Raw genomic sequence first — 26,474 nt, forward strand, 5'->3', positions numbered from 1 at the left:
ATGGCACTGACCCTCCCCCCGGCACGCACTCACTGTCAAGTGGGTGGGACGGGAGTCTCATTATGTGAACGAAGGGCACTTCCGCCTCCGAGAACAGCGGCTACACCTCCTGTGTACACCCCGGACCTGCGCACTGCCCCGCCATCGAGTCCGACGCGGTCCTTCGCCTCCCGCACACCCCCCGCGAACGCGGGCTCGGCCGGTCCGTGCGGCACCGGATATTGGCCGGAACCGAGCGCCCGGCGCAGCCGGTACTCGTCCAGCGGACCGGCGAACGCCATGCCCTGCCCATGGGTGCAGCCCATCGCGCGCAACGCGACGACCTGCTCGGGCAGGTCCACACCGTCGGCCACGGACTGCAGCCCCAGATCGGTGGCGATCCGCAGCAGCCCGCTGGTGATCTTGTACAGCCGTGCGGACTCCACGACACCCTCGACCAGGCTGCGGTCGAGCTTGAGGACGTCGGCCGGAAGCCTGCGCAGGGCGGTGATCGCCGCGTAGCCGCTGCCGAAGCCGTCCAGGGCGATCCGGACGCCCAGCCTGCGCAGGGCGCTCAGCCGCCGCTCCAGCTCGTCCAGCGAGACGCGCGGATCGGTGTCGGACAGCTCGATGACCAGGGAGCCCGAGGGCAGCCCGTGCCGGGTCAGCAGGGCCTCGATCGAACCGAGCGGCATCGAGCGGTCCAGCAGCCGGCGCGCGCTCATCCGGACCGCGACGGGGACGGCGAGCCCGGTCGCGGTGCGCTCGGCGGCCTGCTCGACGGCCTCCTCCAGCATCCAGCGGCCCAGCTCGGCGGTCTTGTCGCTGTCCTCGGCCACCCGCAGGAACTCGGCCGGGGTGAACAGCACACCCTGCGAGGACCGCCAGCGCGCCTGGGCGGCGACCGATGCGATCCGGCCGTCCTCCAGACACACCACCGGCTGGTGCAGCAGCGCGAACTCGCCGTCGTGCAGCGCGGCCCGCAGCCGCGTCGCCAGCTCCGCCTTGCGTACGACGTCCTGCTGCATCTGCGGCTTGTACAGCTCGACGCGGCCCTTGCCGGACGCCTTGGCGCGGTACATCGCCAGGTCGGCGTTGCGCAGCAGCTCCCCCGCGCCGAGGCCGGGCTCGGCGAAGGCGACGCCGATGGAGGCGGCGACCCGGACATCGTTGCCGTCGATGACGTACGGCTGCGAGAGCGTGATCCTGAGGCGGTCGGCGAGCTCCAGGATGTGGCGTTCGCGAGCGGCGCGGTCACGGGTGCCGTCCCCGACGATGAGGGCGGCGAACTCGTCACCGCCCAGTCTGGAGGCGGTGTCGCCGTGCCGGACCGCCTCCTGGAGTCTGCGGGCGGCCTGGACGAGCAGTTCGTCCCCGGCCTGGTGCCCGATCGTGTCGTTGACGGCCTTGAAGCCGTCGAGGTCGATGAAGAGGACGGCCGTGCCGCGCAGGGCGGCGCCGCGGTCGGAGGCGCGGCGGCCGGACAGGGCCTGCTGGACGCGCTTGGTGAACAGGGCGCGGTTGGGCAGGTCGGTGAGCGGGTCGTGCTCGGCGTTGTGCTGGAGCTGCGCCTGCAGGCGCACTCTTTCGGTCACGTCCCGGCTGTTGAAGATGAGGCCGCCGTGGTGGCGGTTGACGGTCGACTCGACGTTCAGCCAGCCTCCCCCACCGCCGGACCGGAACCGGCACTCGATGCGCGTAGTGGGTTCCTCAAGTGGGCTGGCGGCGAGGAAGCGGCGCACCTCGTGCACCACGCAGCCCAGGTCCTCCGGGTGGATGAGATTGGCCAGTTCCGTACCCACCAGCTCCTCCGCGGCGCGGCCGTAGACGCCGGCTGCGGCCGGGGAGACATAGCGGAGGATGCCGTTGGGCGCGGCGATCATGATGACGTCGCTGGAGCCCTGCACCAGGGAGCGGAAGTGGTTCTCCTTCTGCGCGAGTTCCTGGGTGAGGGTGATGTTGTCGAGCAGCATGATGCCCTGGCGCATCACGAGGGCGAGCACGACGGTGCCGCCGGTGATGAGCACGACGCGGTCGACGCTGCGGCCGTTGAGGACGTTGTAGAGGATGCCCAGGGTGCAGACGGCGGCGGCGAGATAGGGCGTGAGGGCGGCCAGGGAACCGGCGATCGGCCGGGCGACCGGATACCGGCTGTGATCACCTCCCTGCACGGGCAGGGGGTGGTGGCTGCCGCGCTTGCCCGGCAGGTGCTCGCGCACCACGCGCGTGTACCCGTTGCTCTCCTGCCGCTCCGGGTCGCCGTGCCGGGGAGCCGCCCAGGGGGCGTAGGCCAGCAGCAGCGAGCCGGCGAACCAGCCCGCGTCGAGGAGTTGGCCGGAACGGTAGTTGTTGTGCATCAGCGGCGAGGTGAACAGGGCGTCGCACATCACGGTCAGGGCCAGGGCGCCGATCGCGGTGTTCACCGCGGTGCGGTTCACCGACGAGCGCCGGAAGTGCAGCGCGAGCACCATGCTGACCAGAGCGATGTCGAGCAGCGGGTAGGCCAGCGACAGCGCGGTGTGCGCCACGCTCGACGCCCCGGACTCGGCCGCCGTCTGGGCCAGGGCGAGGCTCCACGACAGGGTGAGCAGCGAGCCGCCGATCAGCCAGGCGTCCAGCGCGAGGCAGACCCAACCGGCCTTCGTCACCGGGCGCTTGGCGAGCACCAGCAGTCCCACGATGGCGGGCGGCGCGAAGCAGAGGAAGAACCCGTCCGCGTAACTGGGGCTGGGCACCGGCCGTTCCAGGACGACCTCGTACCAGCCCCAGACCAGGTTGCCCAGGGCCGCCATCGCGGAGGAGAAGGCGAACAGCAGCCAGGCCGGTCGAAAGCGGATGCGGCGGCTTCGGGCGTAGAGGAAGCAGGAGACGGCGGCCGTGCCCGCCGCCAGACTCAGCCCGAAGTCACCCATGATCAGGGCGACTTCGTCCGAACCCCAGCCGAGCGCGGAACCGACGGCGTATCCCGCGCACAACAGGGCCAGTACGAGTTGGGGGACCAGGGCGGACCCGCCGCTCCCGAACGGCGGCCGGGGCAGCAGCGTCCCCGACGAGGGCTCGGCCCGCGGCGCTCCGCGGAGCGCGGTCGTGGGAGGCGGCGGCGAGTTCACCGGACCCTCCCGGTCCGCGCCGCTCCCGCGTCCCGCGGGTCCCGGTGCGCTGGGTGGGCATGCCTCCTGCGGCTGCTGTGCCTGCGGTGATGGTTGTGATGTCCGCCGTGATTGCCGTGGTGGCCGCGTCTGCGCGCGGCCGTGCGCCAGGGTCGCCGTCGGCGGCCCCGCCGCGTCGGATCGTTCGTCCATAGGCCGTGCATCGCCCGTCGCCCCCCTCACAGTCTGAAATGTCCATCCCCGGCGCCGAACGGTGCGCGGCGCAGCCCCTGTCGGGACGATACACCAGTCTCGTCACTCAGGGACATAGGTTCTCTACGCTCCGTGACGATCAGCGGGATGCGGGCACGGTCCGCGTCCAGGGGGTTGCGGAGGGTGCCCGAAGTGGATTACGCGCCTGCTGTGTCCGTGTCCCGGGCGCTGGTGGCACCCGTCGTAAGGATCACGTTGCGCAGGGGCTCCCGGTTCACGAATCGGCTCAACTGGTCCACCAGCAGCCGCTTGGCGCGCGGCAGGAACGCGGACGTCGGCCCGCCCACGTGCGGACTGATGAGCACGCCCGGCGCATGCCACAGGGGGTGGCCCGGGGGCAGTGGCTCGGGGTCGGTGACATCGAGGGCGGCGGTGATACGGCCGTGCTCCAGTTCGGCAAGGAGCGCCTTGGTGTCGACGACGCCGCCGCGGGCGACGTTGACCAGCAGCGCGCCGTCCTTCATACGGGCCAGGAAGTCGGAGTCGACCAGGTGGCGGGTGGTTTCGGTGAGCGGCGTGGACAGGATGACGATGTCCGCTTCGGGGAGCAGGGCGTGCAGTTCGGTGAGTGGATGCACCGGCCCGCGCGCCGTGGTGCGCGCGGAGCGCGCGACGCGCGCCACCCGCGCAACCTCGAACGGAGTGAGCCGGTCCTCGATGGCGGCGCCGATCGAGCCGTACCCCACGATGAGGACGTTCTTGTCGGCGAGCGCGGGCCGGAACCCGCCCTGCCACTCCCCCTTGTCCTGGGCGCGCACGAAGTCGGGGATGCCGCGCAGCGAGGCGAGGATCAGCGCGAGGGTGAGCTCGCCGGTGCTCGCCTCGTGCACCCCGCGCGCGTTGCACAGCGTCACGCCCGGGCGCAGGTGCTTCAGGCCCGGCTCCACGTGGTCGATGCCGGCGGACAGCGTCTGTACGACCTGCACGTTGCTCATCCCGGGCAGCGGGCGCTGTCCGAGCTCGGGGGCCTTCATGTAGGGGACGACGTAGAACGCGCAGTCGGCCGGGTCCGCGGGGAAGTCCTCGGCGCCGTCCCAGTAGCGGTAGTTCGGCCCTTCGGGGAGCCCCTCGATCTCTTCCGGCGGGATGGGAAGCCACACGTCAGCAGTCATGGCCAGGAGGCTATGTCAGGCGCGCGGGACGGCAGAGGTTAGGTTGGGGAGCCGGAAGAGGGAGGGTCACGAGCAGGTGGAGCGCAGGACGATCGGCGCGGCGGCGCTCGCGGTGGGGGCTGTCGGACTCGGGTGCATGCCGATGAGCTGGGCGTACAGCGGGTCACGGCAGCGCGGTGACGAGTCGCTGAGGGCCGTGCACCGGGCGCTCGACGCCGGCTCGACGCTGCTGGACACGGCCGACATGTACGGCCCGTTCACCAACGAGCTGTTGGTGGGGCGGGTGTTGAAGGAGCGTCGGCAGGACGCCTTCGTGTCGACCAAGGTCGGACTGCTGGTCGGCGAGCAGCACATCGTGGCCAACGGCCGCCCCGGCTATGTGAAGCGGGCGTGCGACGCGTCGCTGCGCCGCCTGCAGACGGATGTCATCGACCTCTACCAGCTGCACCGCGCCGACCCCGAGGTTCCGGTGGAGGAGACCTGGGGGGCGATGGCGGAGCTCGTCCGGGCGGGGAAGGTACGGGCGTTGGGCGTGTGCGCGATGGGCGCTCGGGGCGGCCGCCGGTCCGGGACGCGGCTGCACGACGCGACGATCCGCCAGTTGCAGCGGGTGCAGCAGGTGTTCCCGGTGAGCGCGGTGCAGGCGGAGCTGTCGGTGTGGTCGCCGGAGGCGCTGGAGTCACTGCTGCCGTGGTGCGAGGCGCGCGGCATCGGCTTCCTGTCGGCGATGCCGCTGGGCAACGGCTTCCTCACCGGCACGCTGACGCCGGGCGAGGGCTTCGAACCGGACGACGTCCGTGCCCGTCATCCCCGCTTCACCGCGGAGATGATGGCGGCGAACCAGCCGATCGTCGCCGGGCTGCGCCGGATCGCGCACCGGCACGGCGAGGACGTCACGCCGGCCCAGGTGGCCCTGGCATGGGTGCTGGCGCAGGGCCGGCACGTGGTTCCGGTGCCGGGCGCCAAGCAGGAGCGCTGGGCGGCCGAGAACGCGGCGGCGGCAGAGCTGCGGCTGACGGCGCAGGACCTGACGGAGGTGGCGGAGCTGCCGGGGGCGCTGGGGTCATGGGACTGACCCGGCGGGCGTGATCTTCCCGGGCACGCTTCGGGTTCGGGTGATCGGGAACCTGTGAGGCGCGAGCGGTGTAAGACAAGTAGAGCCCGCGCTGGGGACCGCCGTCGAAGGGACCATGATCGTGCAACGTCGAGCTGTGTCGGCCGTATTGGCCACCGCCGCGCTCCTGCTGACGGCCGGCTGCTCCTCCGACGACGGAGGCGGGTCGTCCGGCGGCGGTGACGGCACGACACCGAGCGGTACGACGTCCGGTGCGCCGCCCTCGCAGCAGGCGACCGAGGAGGCACCGCCGGCGAAGGGCTCGGCCAAGGTGACGCGCACGGTCGCCGAGGGCCTGAGCACCCCCTGGGGTCTGGCCCCGCTCCCCGACGGCGACCTCCTTGTCTCCTCCCGCGACGAGGCCACGATCACCCGGGTCGACACGGAGACCGGCAAGAAGACCGAGCTGGGCGAGGTGCCCGGGGTCTCCCCGGCCGGCGAGGGCGGTCTGATGGGCCTCGCACTCTCCCCGGACTACGCCTCGGACCACATGGTCTACGCCTACTTCACCTCGGCGTCGGACAACCGCATCGTCCGCATGCTCTACGACGAGGACAGGCCCACCGGCGAGCAACTGGGCGCCCCGGACACGATCTTCAGGGGCATCCCCAAGGGCTTTGTGCACAACGGCGGCCGGATCGCCTTCGGCCCGGACAGAATGCTGTACGCGGGCACGGGCGAGAGCGGCGAGGAGGGTCTGTCCCAGGACAAGGAGTCCCTGGGCGGCAAGATCCTGCGGCTGACCCCCGAGGGCGAGCCCGCGCCGGGCAACCCGTTCCCGGACTCGCCCGTGTACTCCTACGGCCACCGCAATGTGCAGGGCCTGGCCTGGGACTCCAAACAGCGCCTGTTCGCCGCCGAGTTCGGCCAGGACACCTGGGACGAGCTCAACGCGATCAAGCCGGGTGACAACTACGGCTGGCCGGAGGCAGAGGGCAGGTCGGACGATCCGGCGTTCCACAATCCGATAGCCCAGTGGGGCACGGACGAGGCCTCGCCCAGCGGCATCGCCTACGCCGAGGGCTCGATCTGGATGGCGGGGCTCAGGGGCGAGCGCCTGTGGCGCGTCCCCCTGAAGGGCACGGAGGCCTCGGCCGACCCGCAGGCCTTCCTGGAGGGCGAGTACGGCCGGCTGCGCACGGTGGTCGCGGCGGGCGGCGACAAGCTGTGGCTGACGACGAGCAACACCGACGGCAGGGGCGACCCCGAGGACGGGGACGACCGGATTCTGGAGGTGCAGGTGGGCTGAGGGCCCTCATTCCTCCCCGTCGTGCTCATGGGGCGAGGGCTCAGGACGTCGTACGACGACTTTCCCGGACGCCAGATCTATCGGCCCGCGCCCGGGATCGCCGTCCCCGACGTCCTCCCGGGTGAGCTCCAGGCGGTTCTGCTCGTCACGGGTGTGCTTGCGGCCCGGTGCGAACAGTTCCTCGAACATGTTGAACACGGCGCCTCCCTGCCGGTCCCTTTCAGCGTACGGCCTCACCCGGCCGTAGAGGCGTCGAGCGGATCGGAGGGGAACAGTGCCAGCCGATGCGCCACCGCCGCCGCCTCTCCCCGCCCCGCGACGCCGAGCTTGGCCAGGATGTTGGACACATGGACGCTGGCCGTCTTCGGGGAGATGAAGAGTTCCTCGGCGATCTGGCGGTTGGTGCGGCCGGCCGAGACCAGGCGCAGGACGTCGCGTTCGCGGGTGGTGAGGCCGAGGGACTCGACGGGGTCCTGGGCGGCGGACGGCTGTCGGGGGCCGGGGGTCAGCGCGAGGCGGCCGCGCTGGGCGAGCAGTGTGACGGCCTCGGCCAGGGGGCGGGCGCCCAGATGGTCCGCGACGGCGCCGGCCAGGCGGAGCAGTTCCGAGGCGCGGGCCCGTTCGTCCTCGCCGCCGGTCGTGAGGAGGGCCTCGGCCAGGCGCAGGCGGAGGCGGGCGAGGTCGTAGGGGCGTTGCAGGTGTTCGAAGGCGGCGACCGTCTCCGACCAGAGGTCGAGAGGCGTGCAGCCCTCGGCGCGCTGGAGTTCGGCGCGTACCCACATCTCGTGGGCGAGCCAGATGGGGGCGTCGGTGGTGAGGGTCTTGACGGCCCGGAAGAGGCGGTCGAGGGCGTCGGCGCGGCCCTCGTCGGCGGCGGGCAGGGTCCGGGCGTCGGCCTCGGCGGTGGCGGCGGCCCGCAGCAGGGGCCAGGCGTAGCGCTGGGTGCCGGGCTGGAAGCCGGTGTCCAGGGTGCGCAGGAGTTCGGCGCGGGCGTCGAGGATGCGGCCCTCGGCGGCGGCGAGCTCGATGGTGAGCCGGGATATGGGGAGGTTGTTCTGCGGCATGGGGTCGTGGCTGCCGTAGGCGGCGCGGCTCTCGGCCAGGTGGCGGGCGGCCTCGTCGGCCTGGCCGCGCGCGAGCGCCAGGAAGGTGAGGCAGTTGGAGCCGCAGCCGCGCGGCTTGGCGACCTGTCCGGCGCCGCCCTGGGCCTTGAGCGCGGCCTCGGCCGCCTCGTCCCAGTGGCCGAGGGAGGTCAGTGACTCGGCGAGGTTGGCCCAGACCCAGGCCTGGGACTCCCTGAGGCCCCGTTCCTGGGTGAGGCGCAGACCCTCGCGCAGGATGCCCACCGCGTCCTCGGAGCGGCCGAGGCCTTCGAGGACGGACGGCAGGTTGATGTGGCCGCGGCTCAGCACGGTGGTGTGCCCGCGGGTGGCCGCCTGGTCCTTCGCCTCGTACATCAGGCCGAGTCCGGTCTCGATGTCCCCGGCGTCGGCCAGGAGTGCGCCAAGGGTGAGCTGTGCGTTGAGTTCGATGTGGGTGGCGCCGACCATGCGCGCGTACTCGACGGCGCGTTCCGCGGCGGTGACGGCCTCCGGGCCCGGGTCGTGGGTCATGGCCCAGGAGGCGGCCGTGGCCAGCACCTCGGCGTGCACCTCGGACGGCGGCAGGCCGCGCACCAGGTCCTGCGCGGTGGCGATCTCCTGCCAGCCGTCGCCGCGGGCCTGCGCCTGGATGAGGCGGGAGCGCTGGATCCAGAACCATGCGGCGCGCAGCGGGTCGTCCTCGTCGGCGAGCAGGTGCAGCGCCCGTTTGGTGGTCTTCAGGGCGCGTTCGCGCTCCCCGCAGAGCCGTCCGGCGACGGCGGCCTCGGCCATCAGGTCGAGGTAGCGCAGGGGGGTGGTCGCCGGGTCGCAGCCGCAGGGGGGATAGACCTCGGTGTAGTCGACAGGGCGCAGTCCGGCTCGGACCTCGTCGGGGGCGGTGTCCCACAGTTCCATCGCCCGTTCCAGCAACCGCAGTTGCTCGGAGTAGGCGTGCCGGCGGCGGGCCACGACGGAGGCGTCGAGGACGGCGGGCAGGGCCTTGGCCGCGTCATGGGCGTGGTACCAGTAGCTGGCCAGGCGCATGACGCGGGCGTCGGCGGGGACCAGGCTCGGATCCGCCTCCAGGGCCTCGGCGTAGCCGCGGTTGAGGCGGGAGCGTTCGCCGGGCAGCAGGTCGTCGCCGACGGCCTCGCGGACCAGGGAGTGGCGGAAGCGGTAGCCGTCGCCGTCGGGCGCGGGCAGCAGGATGCTGGCGTGCACGGCGGCCCGCAGTGCCTCGATGAGGTCGTCCTCGGCGAGCCGGGCGACGGCGGCGAGCAGCCGGTGCTCCACGGTGGAGCCGCCCTCGGCGACGATCCGGGCGACCTTCTGGGCGCTGTCGGGCAGCGCCTCGACGCGGACCAGGAGCAGATCGCGCAGGGAGTCGGTGAGTCCGGTGCAGCAGCCCTCGTGGGCGGCGACGGCGAGTTCCTCGACGAAGAAGGCGTTGCCGTCGGAGCGTTCGAAGACCTCGTCCACCTGGGCCGGGTCGGGCTCGGCGGCGAGGATGCCGGCCATCTGGCGGCCGACCTCGGCGCGGCTGAAGCGGCCGAGTTCGATCCGGCGGACCGTGCGCAGCCGGTCCAGTTCGGCGAGCAGGGGGCGCAGCGGATGACGGCGGTGGATGTCGTCGGAGCGGTAGGTGGCGAGGACGACCAGGCGGCCGGTGCGCAGGGTGCGGACGAGGTAGGCGAGGAGGTGCCGGGTGGAGGCGTCGGCCCAGTGGAGGTCCTCCAGGGCGATGACGACCGTGCGGTCGGCGGCGACGCGCTCCAGCAGGCGGGCGGTGAGTTCGAAGAGGCGGGCCATGCTCTCCTCGTCGTGCCGTCCCGGGCCGGTCTCGCCGAGTTCGGGCAGCAGCCGGGCGAGTTCCTCCTCCTGGCCCGCGGCAGCGGCGGCCAGTTCGTCCGGCAGGACGCGGCGCAGGGCGCGCAGTGCGGTGGAGAACGGGGCGAAGGGCAGCCCGTCGGCGCCGATCTCGACGCAGCCGCCGAGCGCGACGACCGCTCCCTCGCGGGCGGCGCCGTCCGCGAACTCCTCGACCAGGCGGGTCTTGCCGACGCCGGCCTCACCGCCGATCAGCAACGCCTGCGGCTCGCCCGCGGCAGCGCGGGCGAGCGCGTCGTTCAGGATCTGCAATTCATCGGCGCGACCGACGAACACCGGGCTGACGGACTGGGTTTCCACAGGCCAGAGCATCGCATGCGGCTCCGACAGCGGGGCACCGGTTTTCACCGGGAAGACGTCCGTCGGCCCTTTGGCGTTCACGCGGTCCGGGCGGCGGACCGGAGCCGACCGAGGCGGGAGGTATGCACCTCGCCCTCGGCGGCGCGTCGTGCGGTTTCCCGGCGGGCGGCGCGGCGGCTGCGGACGGCCTCGCGGGCCAGCCGCTCGTCCTGGGCCGCACGGATCAGCTCGGCGGAACGGAGGTGGTGGAGCTCGTACTCGAACATGGTGTCCCCTGCTGAGAGTTGGTTTTCGGCTTCGCTTTCTGCGATGCCTCTACTTTCGTTTCCCAGGGGGGTCGGTCACATCGGGAGAGTTCCGCATCTTCGGCGGCGGGCGGGGCCTTAGACGCGCGTAAGGGGCCTCAGTCCCTCCGTAAGGTGCTTACGGAGGGCCTAAGACCCCTCAGGACCTGCGGTGATTCGGGTCCAGGTCAGCTGGTCGAGGGCAGGCCGAGCAGCACGTCGGTGTACTTGAGTACGGCCATCAGCAGGCCGATGACACCGAGGGCGACGCCCGCCCAGGCGACCGACTTGATCCACACGGGCTGCGCCTTGCCGGGCACGCCGAACGCGGGCCGGGCGAGCACGACGACGCCGACGACCAGGGAGACCAGCGCGAACAGGCCGGCCCACAGGGCGCTGGCCTGCCAGGCGTCGCCGTAAATCGCGTCCACCTGCTTGGCGACGCTCGCGTTCGACGAGGTCTCCAGCTGGCCGATGAGGGTCTCGCGCGCGGAGGCGACCGTACCGATCCAGCCACCGGTCAGCGAGACGAGGCCGAGCGCCGCGGAGACGACCGCGCCCGCGCCCTGGCCGACGAAGGTGGGGCCTTCTTCCCTGGCTTCGTCCTTCTCCGTTTCCGCCTCCGTCACCTCGTCGGTGTCGATGGCATCGACGTCGGTGGCATCGACGTCCACCGACTCCTCATCGGTCTTCACGTTGGCCTCGGTCTCGTCCACTGTCTTCGTTCCCATGCCTCGCACCGTACGGACGCTGTCTGAGAGGTTGCTTAATGATCGTTGTGAGCGGTACGCGCGCGTGCCGCGTGCCACTCGGAGGCGAGCACCGCCCACACCTCGGTGTCATGACGTACACCGCGGTGGGGCCAGTTCTCCCGCAGCACGCCCTCGCGGCTCATGCCGAGCCGTCGTGCCACGTTGATGCTGGGTTCGTTGGCCGATGCCGCGTGCCACTCCACGCGGTGCATGGCGCGCTCGCCGAACGCCCAGTCCAGGAGCACCCGCATCGCGCGCGTGACAAGGCCGCGGCCGGTTCCGGCGGGTTCCAGCCAGCACCCGACCTCGCAGTTGCGGGCCTCCGCGTCGAAGTTCAGGAAGAGCACTCCGCCGACGAGCTTGCCGTCCAGCCACAGTCCGTGCAGGGAGCCGGTGTCGGCGGCGCGCATGTCGGCGTACCGCTGGAGGACCGTGCGCGCACTGGGGACGTCCTGGGCCTTGGAGGCGAACGGCACGTACTGGTTGATGAACTCCCGGCCGCGCTCCAGATGGGCCAGGAACTCCTCGGCGTGCCACGGCTCCAGGGGCCGCAGTACGGCTCCGTCGTCACCCAGCGATATCGCGTACATCTTCCCGCCGCTCCTTCTCCAGCTCCTCCACAACGTCGGCCAGCCTCTCATGGGCGGCGCGCGACTCGGGCGGCTCGATGCTGATCCGCGGCAGCCGGGCGTCCAGCCAGCGCGGCAGCCACCAGTTGGCGCCGCCGAGGAGGTGCATGAGGGCGGGGACGAGGAGCGTGCGCAGGACGAAGGCGTCCAGGGCGACGGCGGCGGCGAGCGCGATGCCGAACATGGCGATCACACGGTCGCCGCTGAGGACGAAGGCGAGGAAGACCGAGATCATGATGACCGCGGCGGAGTTGATCACCCGGCTGGTCTCGGCGAGGCCGATCCGCACGGCACGCCGGTTGTCGCCGGTTTCCAGCCACTCCTCGTACATCCGGCTGACGAGGAAGACCTGGTAGTCCATGGAGAGCCCGAAGAGGACCGACACCATGATCACGGGGAGGAAGGGTTCGATCGGCCCGGCGCGGCCCAGCCCCAGGAGCTCGCTGCCCCAGCCCCACTGGAAGATCGCGACGACCACACCGAACGCGGCGGCGACGGCGGCGATGTTCATCGCGGCGGCCTTCAGCGGGATGCCGACGGACCGGAAGGCGAGCAGCAGCAGGACGCAGCCGAGGCCGACGACGACGCCGACGAAGAGCGGCAGCTTGCCGACGATGACGTCGGCGAAGTCGTCGTAGCCGGCCGTCATGCCGCCGACCTGGAGGTCGAGCGAGGTGCCGGTCTCGGCGCGCGGCAGCACGTCGGAGCGCAGCCGCTCCACCAGATCACTCGTCCTGTCGGACTGCGGCGAGGACTCGGGCACGAGGGTGAGGTAGGCGGTCTCGCCGCCCGAGCTGTAGGTCACCGGAGTCACCGACGCGACGCCTTCGGTGGCGCGCAGGGTGGCGTCGAGGTTGTCCAGGGCGAGCTTGTCGTCGGCGCCGTCGACCTGCGTCACCAGGGTCAGCGGGCCGTTCACGCCCGGGCCGAAGCCGTCCGCGAGGAGGTCGTAGGCCTGGCGGGTGGTGGCGGTGTCCGGATTGTTGCCCTGGTCGGAGGTGCCGAGGCGGAGGCCGAGGGTGGGCAGCGCGAGGACGGTGATGACGACCAGGGCGAGGGCGCCGAGCAGCTTGGGGTGACGCTCCACGAACGCCGACCAGCGTGCGGCGAACCCGGTCGGCAGCTCGGGTTCGGGCCCGTGCTCGGCGAGCCTGCGCCGCTCGCGGCGGCTCAGGGCACGCATGCCGATGAAGGACAGCAGGGCGGGCAGCAGGGTCACCGAGGCCGCGACGGTGAGCACCACGGTCAGCGAGGCGGCGATGGCGACGCCGTTGAGGAAGCTCAGCCGCAGGATCAGCATGCCCAGCAGGGCGATGCAAACGGTGGCACCTGCGAAGACGACCGCTCGTCCGGTGGTCGCGACGGCACTCGCGATCGACTCGCCGACTGGCAGTCCACGCTTCAGACCGCGCCGGTGTCTGGTCACGATGAACAGCGCGTAGTCGATGCCGACGCCGAGGCCGATGAGCATGCCGAGCATGGGGGCGAAGTCGGCGACGGTCATGGCGTGCCCGAGCAGGACGATGCCGGCGTAGGCGGTGCCGACGCTGACCAGGGCGGTGGCGATGGGCAGCAGCGAGGCGGCGAGCGAGCCGAAGGCGAGGAACAGGACGACGGCGGCCACGGCCACGCCGACCACTTCGGCGAGATGCCCGCCCGAGGACTCGGTGAGCGCGACGGCGCTTCCGCCCAGCTCCACCTGGAGCCCGTCCGTCCCGGCGGCCTTCGCGGTGTCGACGACGGTCTGTGCCTCGGCCTGGTCGATGTTCTCGGCCGAGTCCTCGAAGACGACGGTGGCGTAGGCGGTACGTCCGTCCGCGCTGACCTGGGCGGCGCCCTGGTCGTCGTAGGGGCCCGACACCGCGGCGACGCCGGGCAGGTCGGCGATCTCCTCCAGGGTGCGGTTCATCGTCTGCTGCACGTCGGCGGCGCGGACGGTGCCGGAGTCGGTGTGCCAGACGACCGTGTCGCTGTCGCCGCCGAGGCCCGGGAAGCCGTCCTGGAGCAGCTGGGTGGCGCGGCCCGACTCGGTGCCGGGGACCTCGTAGTCGTTCGAGTACGCCGATCCGGCGACGGCGGCGGCCGCGGTCACCCCGCCGAAGGCGAGGAGCCACAGCAGAACGGCGACGAGGCGGCGCTGGACACACCAGCGTGCGAGTGCTGCCACGAACATGCTCCCAGGGATGGCGATTTATGGATCTTTGGCCGGGAACAGTCGTTCATGAGGTGAACAGCCCGCAAAGAACGCATGAGCAATGCGAGGACCACTCTTACAGGTGAAAGTGATCCTTTAAGACGTTCGTGGGCTTATTCACAGGAGTGCGAGGCAGATCACAGGACAGTAACGGCCGCACTGTCACCTCAGTCGAACTGGTCTCCGACCGCCATCACCGTCACCCCGGCTATCAGCAGCCACAGGGCCCGCCGGGTACGGCCGCGGGAGCCGAGGACGGCCGCGAGGGCGCAGACCGCGGCACCGAGGGCGTACGCGGCGGGGACGAGCACCGGCGCCGAGCCGGTGGCGCGCAGTGTCGAGGCGGCGAGTCCGGCGAGGGTCAGCAGCGCCCCGGTCGTGACCGCGGTCCAGCGGGCCCGGCGCGCCTCGTGCACCTCGGCTATGTCCGCGGGGGTGTCGGAATCAGCGCGTCCACTCATGGCGGGCGAGCGTAGCGGGTTCCGCTGAGAAAAACGGATGCGGGGGCCTGGTGCGGGGTGGTTGGCTGCGAAGGTTCGCCGACCGGACACCGACCGGATGAGGTGCATTGTTTGAAGGTCCGACCGAGCTCCTGCGTACCCATGTCCGCCGTCAAGGACTCAAGGAGCCCGTTCACCCATGCCAGACATCAACCCGAGCACCCCGCACCAAGGCCTCGATGAGCGCCTGATCCACCCCCGCTACCCGCGCAGCAACGGCTACGACGCCCGCTGGGTCGTCGACAACCAGATGGGCCCCAACGCCCTGTGGCTGCTGGAGTGGCTGGCCCCCGCCCTGGGCCTGGAGGAACTGCGCCCCGGCGCACGCGTCCTCGACCTCGGCTGCGGCCGGGCAATGACCTCGGTCTTCCTCGCCAGGGAGTACGACGCCCAGGTCACCGCGGCCGACCTGTGGATCGCACCCGACGACAACGCCCGGCGCATCGCCGAGTCCGGTTTCGCCGACCGGGTGCTGCCCGTGCACGCCGAGGCGCACGACCTGCCCTTCGCCGAGGCGAGCTTCGACGCGATCGTGAGCATCGACGCGTACCAGTACTTCGGCACGAACGACCTCTATCTGCCCACCCTGACCCGGCTGCTCAAGCCCGGCGGGCGGATCGGCGTCGTCGTGCCCGCGCTGCGGGAGGAGGTGACGGGGGCCGAACCTCCCGAGCACCTCAAACCCTTCTGGGACCCCGATTTCTGGGCGTTCCACTCCGCCGACTGGTGGCGACGCCAGTGGACGCGCAGCGGGGCCGTCGACGTCGAGACGGCCGAGTGGCTGGACGACGGCTGGCGGGACTGGCTGCTGTGGTGCGAGGTGGTCGCCGAGGAGAGTCCGGAGGAGTTCCACCGGACGATGTCCCGCGAGGTCGGCGAGATGGTGCGCACCGACGAGGGCCGCGCGCTGGGTTTCGTACGACTCGTAGGGCGCCGTAGGTAAGGACGTACGAGAACGGCCCCGGAGGTACGCACCTCCGGGGCCGTTCTCGGTCCTGCCTCAGCCCTCGCTGACGCCGAGCTTCTCCAGGATCAGCTCCTTGACGCGGGCCGCGTCGGCCTGGCCGCGGGTGGCCTTCATGACCGCGCCGACCAGGGCACCGGCCGCGGCGACCTTGCCGGAGCGGATCTTGTCGGCGATACCCGGGTTGCCGGCGATGGCCTCGTCAACGGCGGCACCCAGGGCACCCTCGTCGGAGACGACCTTCAGACCGCGCTTGTCGACGACCTCGTCCGGGGTGCCTTCGCCCGCGAGCACGCCCTCGATGACCTGGCGGGCCAGCTTGTCGTTGAGGTCGCCCTTCGAGACGAGCTCGGTGACCCGGGCGACCTGGGCCGGCGTGATGGCCAGCTCGTCGAGCGAGGTCCCGGACTCGTTGGCGCTGCGCGCCAGCTCGCCCATCCACCACTTGCGGGCGGAGGCCGCGTCGGCACCGGCGTCGATCGTGGCGACGATCGGGTCCAGCGCACCGGCGTTGAGGATCGCCTGCATGTCGGTGGCGGAGATGCCCCACTCGGCCAGCAGCCGGGTGCGACGGGCCAGCGGCATCTCGGGCAGCGCCGCGCGGATCTGCTCGACCCACTCACGCGAGGGCGCCACCGGGACGAGGTCGGGCTCCGGGAAGTACCGGTAGTCCTCGGCCTCCTCCTTCACTCGGCCCGAGGTCGTCGACCCCGTGTCCTCGTGGAAGTGGCGGGTCTCCTGGATGATCGTGCCGCCGGACGACAGCACGGCCGCGTGCCGCATGATCTCGAAGCGGGCCGCACGCTCCACGGAACGCAGCGAGTTGACGTTCTTCGTCTCCGAACGCGTGCCGAACTTCTCGGTGCCGTTCGGGCGCAGCGACAGGTTCACGTCGCAGCGCATCTGGCCCATCTCCATACGGGCCTCGGAGACGCCGAGCGCCTTGATGAGTTCGCGCAGCTCACGGACGTAGGCCCGCGCGACCTCGGGAGCACGCTCGCCCGCACCCTCGATCGGCTTGGTGACGATCTCGATGAGCGGGATGCCGGCGCGGTTGTAGTCGAGCAGGGAGTGCTGCGCGCCGTGGATTCGGCCCGTGGCGCCGCCGACGTGCGTCGACTTGCCGGTGTCCTCCTCCATGTGGGCGCGCTCGATCTGGACGCGGAAGGTCTCGCCGTCCTCCAGCTGTACGTCGAGGTAGCCGTTGAAGGCGATCGGCTCGTCGTACTGGGAGGTCTGGAAGTTCTTCGGCATGTCCGGATAGAAGTAGTTCTTCCGGGCGAAGCGGCACCACTCGGCGATCTCGCAGTTCAGCGCGAGACCGATCTTGATCGCCGACTCGACGCCGGTCGCGTTGACGACCGGGAGCGCGCCGGGCAGGCCGAGGCAGACGGGACAGGTCTGCGTGTTGGCGTCCTGACCGAGAGCGGTCGAACAGCCGCAGAACATCTTGGTCTTGGTGCCGAGTTCGACATGGACCTCAAGGCCCATGACGGGGTCGTACGACGCCAGCGCGTCCTCGTACGACACCAGGTCGGTCGTGGTGGTCACGGTGAAACTTCCCTCTCAGCCCAGCAGGACGTCGTCGTCGCCCAGCCGCTTCAGTTCGCGGTACAGGATGGCGAGGCCGGTGACGATCGCGACCGCGGAGACGGTGGCGTCGATCAGCCGCAGCGTGTCCTGCTCGGCACGGGCCTTCTTGATCTGCTTGGCGACACCAATCGCGCCGAACGCGGTGGTCGCAATCGACAGGTACGTACCGGACTTGGACTTCTTGAAGTCCTTGGCCTTGGACAGCTTGCTCACAGCGACGGAGCCTCCTCAAGAAGCGGGTGCCCCCACTTTTCCACGAAGGCGGCCTCGACGGCTGCGCCGACCTTGTAGAGCCTGTCGTCCTTCAACGCCGGGGCGATGATCTGCAGGCCCACCGGAAGGTTGTCCTCCGGGGCGAGACCGCAGGGCAGCGACATGGCCGCGTTGCCCGCCAGGTTGGTCGGGATGGTGCACAGGTCGGCCAGGTACATCGCCATCGGGTCGTCGGCACGCTCGCCGATCGGGAAGGCGGTGGTCGGCGTCGTCGGCGAGACGATGACGTCGACCTGCTCGAAGGCCTTCTCGAAGTCGCGCGTGATGAGCGTGCGGACCTTCTGGGCGCTGCCGTAGTACGCGTCGTAGTAGCCGGAGCTCAGGGCGTACGTGCCGAGCATGATGCGGCGCTTGACCTCGGGGCCGAAGCCCGCCTCACGGGTGAGCGAGGTGACCTCCTCGGCGGAGTGCGTGCCGTCGTCGCCGGTCCGCAGGCCGTAGCGCAGGCCGTCGAAGCGGGCGAGGTTGGAGGAGCACTCCGAGGGGGCGATCAGGTAGTACGCCGACAGGGCGAGGTCGAAGGACGGGCAGTCCAGCTCGACGATCTCGGCGCCCAGCTCCTTCAGCAGCTCGACGGACTCGTCGAACCGCTGGATGACGCCGGCCTGGTAGCCCTCGCCACGGAACTGCTTGACGACGCCGACGCGCATGCCCTCGACGCTGCCGTTGCGGGCGGCCTCGACGACCGGCGGGACCGGGGCGTCGATGGACGTGGAGTCCATCGGGTCGTGCCCGGCGATGACCTCGTGCAGCAGCGCCGCGTCCAGGACCGTACGGGCACAGGGGCCGCCCTGGTCGAGGGAGCTGGAGAACGCCACCATGCCGTAACGGGACACGGCGCCGTACGTCGGCTTCACACCGACCGTGCCGGTCACGGAGGCCGGCTGGCGGATGGAGCCGCCGGTGTCGGTGCCGATGGCGAGCGGCGCCTGGAAGGAGGCGAGCGCGGCGCTCGACCCACCGCCGGAACCGCCGGGGATCTTGGTCAGGTCCCAGGGGTTGCCGGTCGGCCCGTAGGCGCTGTTCTCCGTCGACGACCCCATGGCGAACTCGTCCATGTTGGTCTTGCCGAGGATGACGACGTCGGCGGCCTTCAGCTTCTTGGTGAGGGTCGCGTCGTACGGCGGGATCCAGCCCTCAAGGATCTTCGAACCGACGGTCGTGGGCACGCCCTCGGTGGTGAAGATGTCCTTGAGCGCGAGCGGGACGCCGGCCAGCGGGCCGAGCTTCTCGCCGCGCTCGCGCTTCTCGTCGACGGCGCGGGCCTGCGCGAGGGCGCCCTCGCGGTCGACGTGCAGGAAGGCGTGGACCTTCTCGTCGACGGCCTCGATACGGGCCAGGTGGGCCTCGGTGACCTCGACGGCCGTGAGCTCGCCGGAGGCGATCTTCGCGGCGGTCTCGGCGGCCGTGAGCTTGATGATGTCCGTCATGGCTGTTAGTCCTCCCCCAGGATCTGCGGCACCTTGAAACGCTGCTGCTCCTGGGCCGGGGCGCTGGAGAGCGCCTGCTCGGGGGTGAGCGACGGACGGACCTCGTCCGCCCGCATGACGTTCGTCAGCGGAAGCGGGTGGGAGGTCGGCGGTACGTCTTGGTCGGCGACCTCGCTGACGCGGGCCACCGCGCCGATGATGTCGTCCAGCTGGCCGGCGAAGTGATCAAGCTCTTCGGGCTTCAGCTCCAGACGCGCCAGCCGGGCGAGGTGGGCGACCTCCTCGCGCGTGATGCCAGGCATGCAGCGATCCTCTGGGGTGAGTGTGTGTGGTTTGGGGCCGGGGCTAGTCGTCGCATTCCCGTCGTCCGCCCGAAGGGCGGGCAACGCGGCGAGCGTGCGTGCCGGGCGTCGCGCGGCAGACGGGAATGTGACGACTAGCCCCAATCCTATGGGGCGGGGGCCCATGCCCGTGAAACGGTTTCCCGGAGCCTTAGCGGCGGGTGTCCCAGACCTCGCTGCTCAGGAAGTGGTTGTCGTAGAGCTCCTGCACCTCCAGCAGGCTCTCCGGGGTGACCTCGCCGAGGCGGATGCGCCGCAGATGGCGGAAGTACTCGAAGCGTTCGACGCCCGGGGTGATGACGACGAGGAGGTCGGCGGTGGAGCCGGGGGCGGCGGCGAAGGCGTGCGGTCTGCCGGGCGGGACGATGACGAGGTCGCCGCGCTCGGCGGTGACGACGTCGTCCCCGGACAGGAGCTGTGCCTCGCCGTCGAGCAGGAAGAACATCTCTGCGGAGTGGTGGTGCAGATGCGGGCGGGCGCCGTCGGCTCCTTCGCCGAGGGTGACGCGCACGGCGGACAGCGCACCGCCGGACGCGCTGCTGTCGGCCAGCAGCTTCGCGGCGACGGGACCCGCCTCGATGAGCTCGGCGTCCGCGTCCCGGACGACCACGGTCTCTTCGAACGTCGGTATGAACAGCGACACTTCCGGACCCCCTGGAGACATGACTCAGGGGTGAATGATCTCAGGCGGTCCTAGCCGACCCGGCCGGGGTCGTCCGCGGCCGCCGCCGGCAGGGCCGCTGCCGGGCGCTGCCAGCCGCGGGAGCCCCGCGCCCGCAGCCAGGCCGTGGTCTCCTCCGCCGGCATGGCCGCCGCGACGAGCCAGCCCTGTACGGCGTCGCAGCCGAGGTCGCGCAGCCGCTCCCAGGTCTCGTCGTCCTCGACGCCCTCGGCGACCACGAGGAGGCCCAGCGAGTGCGCGAGGTCCACGGTGCAGCGCACGATCTCCGCGTCCTCGGCGTCGACGGCCAGCCGGGCCACGAACGAGCGGTCGATCTTCAGCTCGCTGACGGGCAGGCGCCGCAGATGGACGAGGGAGGAGTAGCCGGTGCCGAAGTCGTCCAGGGACATCTTCACGCCGTGCCCGGTCAGCCCGGCGAGGGTGTCGGCGGCGCGCTGCGGGTCCTCCAGCAGGACGTGTTCGGTTATCTCCAGCTGGAGCGAGCCGGCGGGGACGCCGTGGCGGGCCAGCCGGGCGGCGACGGAACCGGCGAAGCCGGGGGTGTGCACGTCGCGCGGGGAGACATTGACGGCCACCGGCACGTGCAGGCCCTGGGCCCGCCAGCGGGCGACCTGGCCGAGCGCCGTCTCCAGCACGTACTCGGTGAGGTGGGGCATCAGCCCGGAGGACTCGGCGATGGCTATGAACTCGTCCGGCGGCACCTTGCCGCGCTCGGGATGCACCCAGCGCACCAGTGCTTCGAGGCCGGCCACCTGGCCGTCGAATCGGACCTTGGGCTGGTAGTGCAGCTGTACCTCGTGCGCGTCGAGGGCCCTTCTGAGGTCCCCCAGCAGTCCCAGCCGGTCGGGGGTGTTGGAGTCCCGCTTGGACTCGTAGACCTCGACGCCGGTGCGGTCGCGCTTCGCCTGGTACATCGCCACGTCCGCGCGGCGCAGCATGCCCTCGGCGTCCAGGGCGTGGTCCGGGAAGACGGCGACGCCGGCGCTGGCCTCCAGGACCAGGGTGAGGCCGTCGAGGTCGAGCGGGGAGCTGAGGTCGGCGACCAGGTTGCGGGCGACCCGGGTCGCGGAGGTGGTGGAGTCGGCCACCGGCAGTAAGACGGCGAACTCGTCACCGCCCAGGCGCGCGGCCTCCGCGCCCCTCGGCAGCGCCACGCGCAGCCGGTCCGCTATCTGCAACAGCAGCCGGTCACCGGCCAGGTGTCCGAGGGTGTCGTTGACGGAGCGGAAACGGTCCAGGTCGATCAGCATCAGGGCGGACCGGGCGCCGATGCGTTCGGCGTCGTCGAGGGCGGTCCAGATGCGTTCCAGCAGCCACTGCCGGTTGGGGAGCCCGGTCAGCGGATCACGCAGCTGCTCCTCGGCGCGGGCCCGGGCTATCCACAGGGTGGAGTCGAGGGCGATCAGCGGGATGGAGAACAGCGGCAGCAGCACCGGTTGGGCGAAGGCGACCACGCAGACCAGCGGGGCGATGCCGAGCAGCGCGACCGCGACCAGGCCCTGTCTGGCCAGGGCGGTGCGGGCGACGGTGGGCAGCCGGCCACCTGCGCGGGGGGCGTGCAGGTACCACAGCAGGGTGCGGGTGACCAGGAGGTAGGCGGAGGCGACCAGCACCACCTCGGGGACGGTGTAGAGCGTCCAGGTGCCGGGGTCCCAGGGGTCCTCGACGGACGGAACCCGGCCGAAGGCGGCCAGGACGAGGGCGCCGGCGGCGATGCCGAGGATGTCCACCGAGCCGTGCAGGACGCCCTGCCGCCAGCGGTGGCGGCGGGCTATGCCGACCAGGACGACGACGGTGAGGCTGACCATGCCTGCGGGCACCCAGCCGTACAGCATCAGTACGGCGAGGGTGAGGGCGGCGCCGGAGCCGGTGCCGCCCCACCAGCGGGCGCGGCCGAGGGCGACCAGGTGGCCGACGATGATGCCGGTGAGCACGGCCAGCGACCAGCCGACGGTGCCGGACGGGAAGAGGGCGTGGTCGCCGGCGAAGGCCCGGTAGAAGCCGGCGCCCAGGACGAAGCCGGCCGCCGCGACGACCGCGGCGGGCAGCGCCGGCCAGGACAGGTGGTGTTCCGCCTCGGGGCCCGTCAGGCCGGGCACGTGGTTGGCGGTGAGCTGCGCGACGCCTCGGCCGTCCGCCCCGGTGAGCGGTCCGCTCAGCGGTCCGGTGGTACGCCCCTCCGCGCCCGGACGCCCGGCGGACCGCCCGGACCACGCCCGCCATGCGCCGGTGACCCGGCGCAGGCGCAGCCGTGAGTCCGGGGCGGCGCTCTCGGTCGGTTCCATTCCCGTCCCTCTCACAGCCGGCGGTGCCCACGCCACGCGGCCCGATGCCCGACAACCTTCAACGGCACCGCGTTGGAAAACCCTTCCCCCAGCTCATCAAGAGCAAGGGAATGCCCCAACCGCAGCTGGGCACGGCAGGCGCACATCTCAACAGTAGGCCGCAGAAGGCTTCCACGGGCAGCGGTCGTCGACGGTTGCCCGAATGCGCCCCGGCCACCCGTATGCATCTGGTATGCGCCGATCGGGTGGCCTTCAACCGCCACTGCTCACTACTCCTCGGTCGGAAGAGCGACTTCGGCCGCCGCCTCGGGCCCCTGTTCCAGCAGGACCGTGAAGCCGTCCTCGTTCAGAACAGGCACCTTGAGCTGCATCGCCTTGTCGTACTTCGATCCAGGATTGTCACCCACAACCACGAAGGACGTCTTCTTCGAAACCGAACCGGTCACTTTCGCTCCACGGGTCTGCAGCGCCTCCTTGGCGCCGTCCCGGGTGAAGTGCTCCAGGGTTCCGGTCACGACGACGGTGAGGCCTTCGAGCGGGCGCGGCCCCTCGTCCTCGCCGGAGCCCTGCTCCTCCATGCGGACGCCGGCGGCCTTCCACTTACGGATGATCTCCTGGTGCCACTCCTCGGCGAACCACTCCTTGAGCGCCTCGGCGACGATCGCGCCCACGCCGTCGACCGCGGTGAGCTCTTCCTCGGTCGCCTGTTCGATGCGCTCGATGGACCGGAACTCCCGGGCCAGCGCCTCGGCCGCGACCGGACCGACATGACGGATCGACAGACCGGTGAGGACGCGGGCGAGCGGACGCTCCTTGGCCGCCCGGATGTTCTCCAGCATGGCAACCGCGTTCTTCTTGGGCTCGCCCTGCTGGTTGGCGAAGACCGTGGCGATCTTCTCCTCGCCGGTCTTCGGGTCCCGCTTGGGCAGACCGCTGTCCTGGTCGAGGACGTACGCCTTGATGGGCAGCAGCTGCTCGATGGTGAGGTCGAACAGGTCGCCCTCGTCGGCCAGTGGCGGGTCCTCGGGCTCCAGCGGCTTGGTGAGGGCGGCCGCGGCGACGTAGCCGAAGTGCTCGATGTCCAGCGACTTGCGGCCCGCGAGGTAGAACAGGCGCTCGCGCAACTGGGCCGGACAGGTGCGGGCGTTCGGGCAACGCAGGTCGACGTCGCCCTCCTTCATGGGCCTGAGCGCCGTACCGCACTCGGGGCACTCGGCCGGCATCACGAACTCGCGCTCGCTGCCGTCGCGCAGGTCGACCACGGGGCCGAGGATCTCCGGGATGACGTCACCGGCCTTGCGCAGCACCACGGTGTCGCCGATCAGGACACCCTTGGCCTTGACCACGTCCTGGTTGTGCAGGGTCGCGAACTCGACCTCCGAGCCCGCCACCGTCACCGGCTCGACCTGCGCGTACGGCGTGACCCGGCCCGTACGGCCCACGCCCACGCGGATGTTGACCAGCTTGGTGTTGACCTCCTCCGGCGCGTACTTGTACGCGATCGCCCAGCGCGGGGCGCGGGAGGTGGAGCCGAGGCGGCCCTGGAGCGGGATCTCGTCGAGCTTGACGACCACGCCGTCGATCTCGTGCTCCACGGAGTGGCGGTTCTCGCCGTAGTACGCGATGAACTGCCGTACGCCGTCGAGGTCGCCGACCACCTTGTTGTACGCGGCGGTGGGCAGGCCCCAGGTCTTGAGGAGGTCATACGCCTGGGACAGGCGCGTCATGCCGTCGAAGCCCTCCAGGGCCCCGATGCCGTGGACGACCATGTGCAGCGGGCGGGTGGCGGTGACGCGCGGGTCCTTCTGGCGCAGCGAACCGGCCGCCGCGTTGCGCGGGTTGGCGAACGGCTTGTCGCCGGCCCCGACCAGACGGGCGTTGAGCTCCTCGAACTTCTCCATCGGGAAGTAGACCTCACCGCGGATCTCCACGAGGTCCGGGATGCGGTCGCCCTTCAGACGGTCCGGAATCTCCGCGATCGTACGGACATTGGGGGTGATGTCCTCGCCGGTGCGGCCGTCGCCGCGGGTCGCCGCGCGCGTGAGCCGTCCGTGCTCGTACGTCAGGTTCACCGCGAGGCCGTCGACCTTGAGCTCGCACAGGAAGTGGTAGGCGGAGGCGCCGACGTCCTTGTGGACGCGCTCGGCCCAGGCCGCCAGCTCCAGGTCGTCGAAGGCGTTGTCCAGCGACAGCATGCGCTGGCGGTGCTCGACCGCCGTGAACTCCGTCTCGTACGCCCCCGCGACCTTCTGGGTCGGCGACTCGGGGGTGCGCAGCTCGGGGTGCTCCTCCTCCAGCGCTTCGAGGGACCGCAGCAGCTTGTCGAACTCCGCGTCGCTGACGACCGGAGCGTCCTTCACGTAGTACCGGAAGCGGTGCTCCTCGATCTGCTCAGCGAGCTGCGCGTGCTGCTCCCGTGCCTCGACGGGCACCGTCGTCTCCGCCTGCTTGTCGCCGGCCACCGTGTTGTCCTCCCGTTACTCAGGGTTGTCCGCGAGGGATCTCGCCGCCCGGGCGCAGTGGGCGAGAGCCCGGCGCGCGTACTCCGGGGAGGCCCCCGCGAGTCCGCATGCCGGGGTGACCGTTACCGCCTCCGCGAGAAGCCCCGGAGACAGCCCCAGCCTGCGCCACAGCGTCCTGACACCCATGACGCTACCGGCAGGGTCTGACAATCGGCCGTCCGTGCCCGGGACGACACCTGCGAAGAGCCGGGTGCCCGCTTCCACCGCCTCTCCGATCACGTCGTCGTCACGCTCGGTGAGGAGCGAGAAGTCGAAGGAGACCGCAGTCGCGCCCGCCCTCCTCAGGAGCGCGAACGGGACGTCCGGTGCGCACGAGTGGACCACGACCGGACCGTCGCCGTGAACCCCGATGACATCGCGGAGCGTTGCCTCGACGAGCTGGCGGTCCACGGCGCCGTGGGTGCGGTAGCCGCTGGCGGTCCTGACCTGGCCGCGCAGTACGGCGATGAGGGAGGGCTCGTCGAGCTGGAGGACGAGTTGGGCGCCGGGGATGCGGTGCTGGACCTCCGCGAGATGCTGGCGCAGGCCTTCGGCGAGGGAGGCGGCGAGGTCGCGGCAGGCGCCGGGGTCGGAGAGGGCGGACTCGCCGTTCCTCAGTTCGAGTGCGGCGGCGAGGGTCCACGGGCCCACGGCCTGCACCTTCACCTGGCCCTCGTAGCCCTGGGTGAACTCCTCCAGCGCGTCGAGGTCCTCGCCGAGCCAGGACCTCGCGCGCTTGGTGTCCCGGCCCGGGCGGTCGCCGATCCGCCATCCACTGGGCTCCACGCGCGCGTACAGCTCTACGAGCATGCCTGCGGTGCGGCCGATCATGTCGGCGCCGGGGCCGCGGGCGGGGAGCTCGGCGAGGTGCGGGAAGTCCTCGAAGCTGCCGGTCACGGTCTTGGCGGCCTCACGGGCGTCGCCACCGGGCATGGACCCGATGCCGGTGGCGGGGGCGAAGTTTGCGTTCACGTGGGGAAGCCTACGTAGGTGTGGGTGGCGGAACTTTTCTCGCCCCCGCCGCCCCTACCCGTTCCCGTCCTCCAGGGGCTGCCGCCCCTTCGACCCCGCCCAGGGGGCGCTGCCCCCTGGACCCCCGCTCCTCAAACGCCGGAGGGCTGAATTTTCTGAACGCCGGTCCAGGCAATTCAGCCCGTCCGGCGTTTGAGGACGAGGCCCGTTCAGGGCCGAAGCGGGGGTCTGGGGGCGCAGCCCCCAGGGGACGGGAATGGGTAGGGGCGGCGGGGGCGAAACACACACGTCAGCGGCCCGGCCGCACCGTCACGTCGTTGATTTCCGCGTCCCTCGGGAGGTCGATCGCCATGAGGATGGTCGTCGCGACCGACTCCGGGTCGATCCAGCGGGAGGCGTCGTACTCCTTGCCCTCCTGCTGGTGGACCTTGGCCTGCATGGGGCTGGCCGTACGCCCGGGGTAGACGGAGGTGACGCGGACGCCGTTGGCGTGCTCCTCGTGGCGGAGCGAGTCCGCGAGGGCCTTCAGACCGTGCTTGGACGCGGCGTACGCCGACCAGTCCGCGTGGGCGTTGAGACCGGCACCCGAGTTCACGAAGACCACGTGCCCACGGGCGGCCCGGAGTTGCGGCAGGAAGTGACGGGTCAACTCGGCAGGCGAGATCAGGTTGACGTTCAGCTGGTGGCGCCAGGACTTGGGGGTCAGGTCGCCGACCGGGCCCAGGTCCACCACACCGGCGATGTGCAGCAGGGAGTCCACCCGGTCCGGCAGCGACTGGTGGGAGAAGGCCCAGGACAGCTTGTCGGGATCGGCAAGATCGCCGACCAGGGTCTTCGCCCCCGGGAACTCCGCCGCCAGCTCCTTCGCACGCCCGGCGTCGCGCGCGTGCAGCACGAGCTCGTCCCCGCGCGCGTGCAGCCGGCGGGCCACGGCCGCGCCGATGCCGGAACCGGCCCCGGTGATCACATGAGTAGCCATGCCCGCCATG

21 protein-coding genes are annotated in these 26,474 nt (G+C 71.3%); 3 read left to right on the forward strand and 18 right to left on the reverse strand.

Features of this window, described 5'->3' with window-relative positions; all coding sequences use genetic code 11:
* Nucleotides 1-35: 35 nt before the first annotated feature.
* Together AB0Q90_RS34360 and AB0Q90_RS34365 are read right to left on the reverse strand one after the other, a co-directional pair.
* Nucleotides 36-3,089, reverse strand: coding sequence for an EAL domain-containing protein (locus AB0Q90_RS34360; protein ID WP_363162445.1), 3,054 nt, complete (start codon nucleotides 3,087-3,089; stop codon nucleotides 36-38).
* A gap of 389 nt (nucleotides 3,090-3,478) precedes the next feature.
* Nucleotides 3,479-4,453, reverse strand: coding sequence for a 2-hydroxyacid dehydrogenase (locus AB0Q90_RS34365; RefSeq protein ID WP_363162446.1), 975 nt, complete (start codon nucleotides 4,451-4,453; stop codon nucleotides 3,479-3,481).
* Between the two features lie 76 nt (nucleotides 4,454-4,529).
* Here AB0Q90_RS34365 and AB0Q90_RS34370 point away from each other — a divergent pair, with 76 nt between their 5' ends.
* On the forward strand, nucleotides 4,530-5,528 hold the full coding sequence (locus AB0Q90_RS34370; RefSeq protein WP_363162447.1) for an aldo/keto reductase: 999 nt from the start codon (nucleotides 4,530-4,532) through the stop codon (nucleotides 5,526-5,528).
* 115 nt (nucleotides 5,529-5,643) lie between these two features.
* Complete coding sequence (locus AB0Q90_RS34375) at nucleotides 5,644-6,816, forward strand: PQQ-dependent sugar dehydrogenase (protein ID WP_363162448.1); 1,173 nt, start codon at nucleotides 5,644-5,646, stop codon at nucleotides 6,814-6,816.
* Nucleotides 6,817-6,822: 6 nt separating this feature from the next.
* Here AB0Q90_RS34375 and AB0Q90_RS34380 read toward each other — a convergent pair whose 3' ends face one another.
* The 7 genes from AB0Q90_RS34380 to AB0Q90_RS34410 form a co-directional block, all read right to left on the reverse strand.
* The gene (locus tag AB0Q90_RS34380; RefSeq protein WP_363162487.1) at nucleotides 6,823-7,005 is read right to left on the reverse strand and encodes a DUF6191 domain-containing protein; all 183 of its coding nucleotides are present in this window, start codon (nucleotides 7,003-7,005) and stop codon (nucleotides 6,823-6,825) included.
* Between the two features lie 44 nt (nucleotides 7,006-7,049).
* Nucleotides 7,050-10,097: an AAA family ATPase gene (locus AB0Q90_RS34385; protein ID WP_363162449.1), complete on the reverse strand. Its 3,048-nt coding sequence runs from the start codon at nucleotides 10,095-10,097 to the stop codon at nucleotides 7,050-7,052.
* Between the two features lie 65 nt (nucleotides 10,098-10,162).
* Complete coding sequence (locus AB0Q90_RS34390; RefSeq protein ID WP_363162450.1) at nucleotides 10,163-10,351, reverse strand: hypothetical protein; 189 nt, start codon at nucleotides 10,349-10,351, stop codon at nucleotides 10,163-10,165.
* Between the two features lie 206 nt (nucleotides 10,352-10,557).
* Nucleotides 10,558-11,100, reverse strand: a complete 543-nt coding sequence (locus tag AB0Q90_RS34395; protein WP_363162451.1) for a hypothetical protein — start codon at nucleotides 11,098-11,100, stop codon at nucleotides 10,558-10,560.
* Between the two features lie 35 nt (nucleotides 11,101-11,135).
* Nucleotides 11,136-11,711: a GNAT family protein gene (locus AB0Q90_RS34400; RefSeq protein WP_363162452.1), complete on the reverse strand. Its 576-nt coding sequence runs from the start codon at nucleotides 11,709-11,711 to the stop codon at nucleotides 11,136-11,138.
* A complete protein-coding gene (locus AB0Q90_RS34405) occupies nucleotides 11,689-13,917 on the reverse strand; it encodes an MMPL family transporter (protein WP_363162453.1) in 2,229 nt (742 codons plus the stop codon). The genes AB0Q90_RS34400 and AB0Q90_RS34405 overlap by 23 nt, the downstream gene beginning before the upstream one ends.
* 194 nt (nucleotides 13,918-14,111) lie before the next feature.
* A complete protein-coding gene (locus tag AB0Q90_RS34410) occupies nucleotides 14,112-14,405 on the reverse strand; it encodes a hypothetical protein (RefSeq protein WP_363162454.1) in 294 nt (97 codons plus the stop codon).
* A gap of 178 nt (nucleotides 14,406-14,583) precedes the next feature.
* Here AB0Q90_RS34410 and AB0Q90_RS34415 point away from each other — a divergent pair, with 178 nt between their 5' ends.
* Nucleotides 14,584-15,387: a methyltransferase domain-containing protein gene (locus AB0Q90_RS34415; RefSeq protein WP_363162455.1), complete on the forward strand. Its 804-nt coding sequence runs from the start codon at nucleotides 14,584-14,586 to the stop codon at nucleotides 15,385-15,387.
* 57 nt (nucleotides 15,388-15,444) lie between these two features.
* Here AB0Q90_RS34415 and gatB read toward each other — a convergent pair whose 3' ends face one another.
* From gatB to AB0Q90_RS34460, 9 genes are all read right to left on the reverse strand, one after another.
* A complete protein-coding gene (gene gatB / locus AB0Q90_RS34420) occupies nucleotides 15,445-16,959 on the reverse strand; it encodes an Asp-tRNA(Asn)/Glu-tRNA(Gln) amidotransferase subunit GatB (protein ID WP_363162456.1) in 1,515 nt (504 codons plus the stop codon).
* Nucleotides 16,960-16,974: 15 nt separating this feature from the next.
* Nucleotides 16,975-17,214, reverse strand: coding sequence for a hypothetical protein (locus tag AB0Q90_RS34425; protein ID WP_363162457.1), 240 nt, complete (start codon nucleotides 17,212-17,214; stop codon nucleotides 16,975-16,977).
* A complete protein-coding gene (gatA, locus tag AB0Q90_RS34430; protein WP_363162458.1) occupies nucleotides 17,211-18,704 on the reverse strand; it encodes an Asp-tRNA(Asn)/Glu-tRNA(Gln) amidotransferase subunit GatA in 1,494 nt (497 codons plus the stop codon). The genes AB0Q90_RS34425 and gatA overlap by 4 nt, the downstream gene beginning before the upstream one ends.
* A 5-nt stretch (nucleotides 18,705-18,709) precedes the next feature.
* Nucleotides 18,710-19,006, reverse strand: a complete 297-nt coding sequence (gene gatC / locus AB0Q90_RS34435; RefSeq protein ID WP_363162459.1) for an Asp-tRNA(Asn)/Glu-tRNA(Gln) amidotransferase subunit GatC — start codon at nucleotides 19,004-19,006, stop codon at nucleotides 18,710-18,712.
* A gap of 190 nt (nucleotides 19,007-19,196) precedes the next feature.
* Nucleotides 19,197-19,688 (reverse strand): cupin domain-containing protein, encoded by a 492-nt coding sequence (locus AB0Q90_RS34440; protein WP_363162460.1) that lies wholly within the window; start codon nucleotides 19,686-19,688, stop codon nucleotides 19,197-19,199.
* Nucleotides 19,689-19,738: 50 nt separating this feature from the next.
* Complete coding sequence (locus AB0Q90_RS34445; protein ID WP_363162461.1) at nucleotides 19,739-22,012, reverse strand: bifunctional diguanylate cyclase/phosphodiesterase; 2,274 nt, start codon at nucleotides 22,010-22,012, stop codon at nucleotides 19,739-19,741.
* A gap of 269 nt (nucleotides 22,013-22,281) precedes the next feature.
* A complete protein-coding gene (gene ligA, locus AB0Q90_RS34450) occupies nucleotides 22,282-24,474 on the reverse strand; it encodes an NAD-dependent DNA ligase LigA (protein WP_363162462.1) in 2,193 nt (730 codons plus the stop codon).
* 15 nt (nucleotides 24,475-24,489) lie between these two features.
* A complete protein-coding gene (locus AB0Q90_RS34455; RefSeq protein ID WP_363162463.1) occupies nucleotides 24,490-25,485 on the reverse strand; it encodes a methionine synthase in 996 nt (331 codons plus the stop codon).
* A 289-nt stretch (nucleotides 25,486-25,774) separates the two neighbouring features.
* Nucleotides 25,775-26,473, reverse strand: coding sequence for an SDR family oxidoreductase (locus AB0Q90_RS34460; protein ID WP_363162464.1), 699 nt, complete (start codon nucleotides 26,471-26,473; stop codon nucleotides 25,775-25,777).
* Nucleotide 26,474 lies beyond the last annotated feature (1 nt).

The organism is Streptomyces sp. NPDC079141 (genome assembly GCF_040686775.1).
GTDB lineage: Bacteria > Actinomycetota > Actinomycetes > Streptomycetales > Streptomycetaceae > Streptomyces.

Coding starts and splice junctions, on each gene's coding strand:
- AB0Q90_RS34365 (WP_363162446.1), bottom strand. CDS start 4,453: ATGACTGCTGACGTGTGGCTTCCCATCCCGCCGGAAGAGATCGAGGGG.
- AB0Q90_RS34375 (WP_363162448.1), top strand. CDS start 5,644: ATGATCGTGCAACGTCGAGCTGTGTCGGCCGTATTGGCCACCGCCGCG.
- AB0Q90_RS34380 (WP_363162487.1), bottom strand. CDS start 7,005: ATGTTCGAGGAACTGTTCGCACCGGGCCGCAAGCACACCCGTGACGAG.
- AB0Q90_RS34385 (WP_363162449.1), bottom strand. CDS start 10,097: ATGCTCTGGCCTGTGGAAACCCAGTCCGTCAGCCCGGTGTTCGTCGGT.
- AB0Q90_RS34390 (WP_363162450.1), bottom strand. CDS start 10,351: ATGTTCGAGTACGAGCTCCACCACCTCCGTTCCGCCGAGCTGATCCGT.
- AB0Q90_RS34395 (WP_363162451.1), bottom strand. CDS start 11,100: ATGGGAACGAAGACAGTGGACGAGACCGAGGCCAACGTGAAGACCGAT.
- AB0Q90_RS34400 (WP_363162452.1), bottom strand. CDS start 11,711: ATGTACGCGATATCGCTGGGTGACGACGGAGCCGTACTGCGGCCCCTG.
- AB0Q90_RS34410 (WP_363162454.1), bottom strand. CDS start 14,405: ATGAGTGGACGCGCTGATTCCGACACCCCCGCGGACATAGCCGAGGTG.
- AB0Q90_RS34415 (WP_363162455.1), top strand. CDS start 14,584: ATGCCAGACATCAACCCGAGCACCCCGCACCAAGGCCTCGATGAGCGC.
- gatA (WP_363162458.1), bottom strand. CDS start 18,704: ATGACGGACATCATCAAGCTCACGGCCGCCGAGACCGCCGCGAAGATC.
- gatC (WP_363162459.1), bottom strand. CDS start 19,006: ATGCCTGGCATCACGCGCGAGGAGGTCGCCCACCTCGCCCGGCTGGCG.
- AB0Q90_RS34445 (WP_363162461.1), bottom strand. CDS start 22,012: ATGGAACCGACCGAGAGCGCCGCCCCGGACTCACGGCTGCGCCTGCGC.
- AB0Q90_RS34460 (WP_363162464.1), bottom strand. CDS start 26,473: ATGGCGGGCATGGCTACTCATGTGATCACCGGGGCCGGTTCCGGCATC.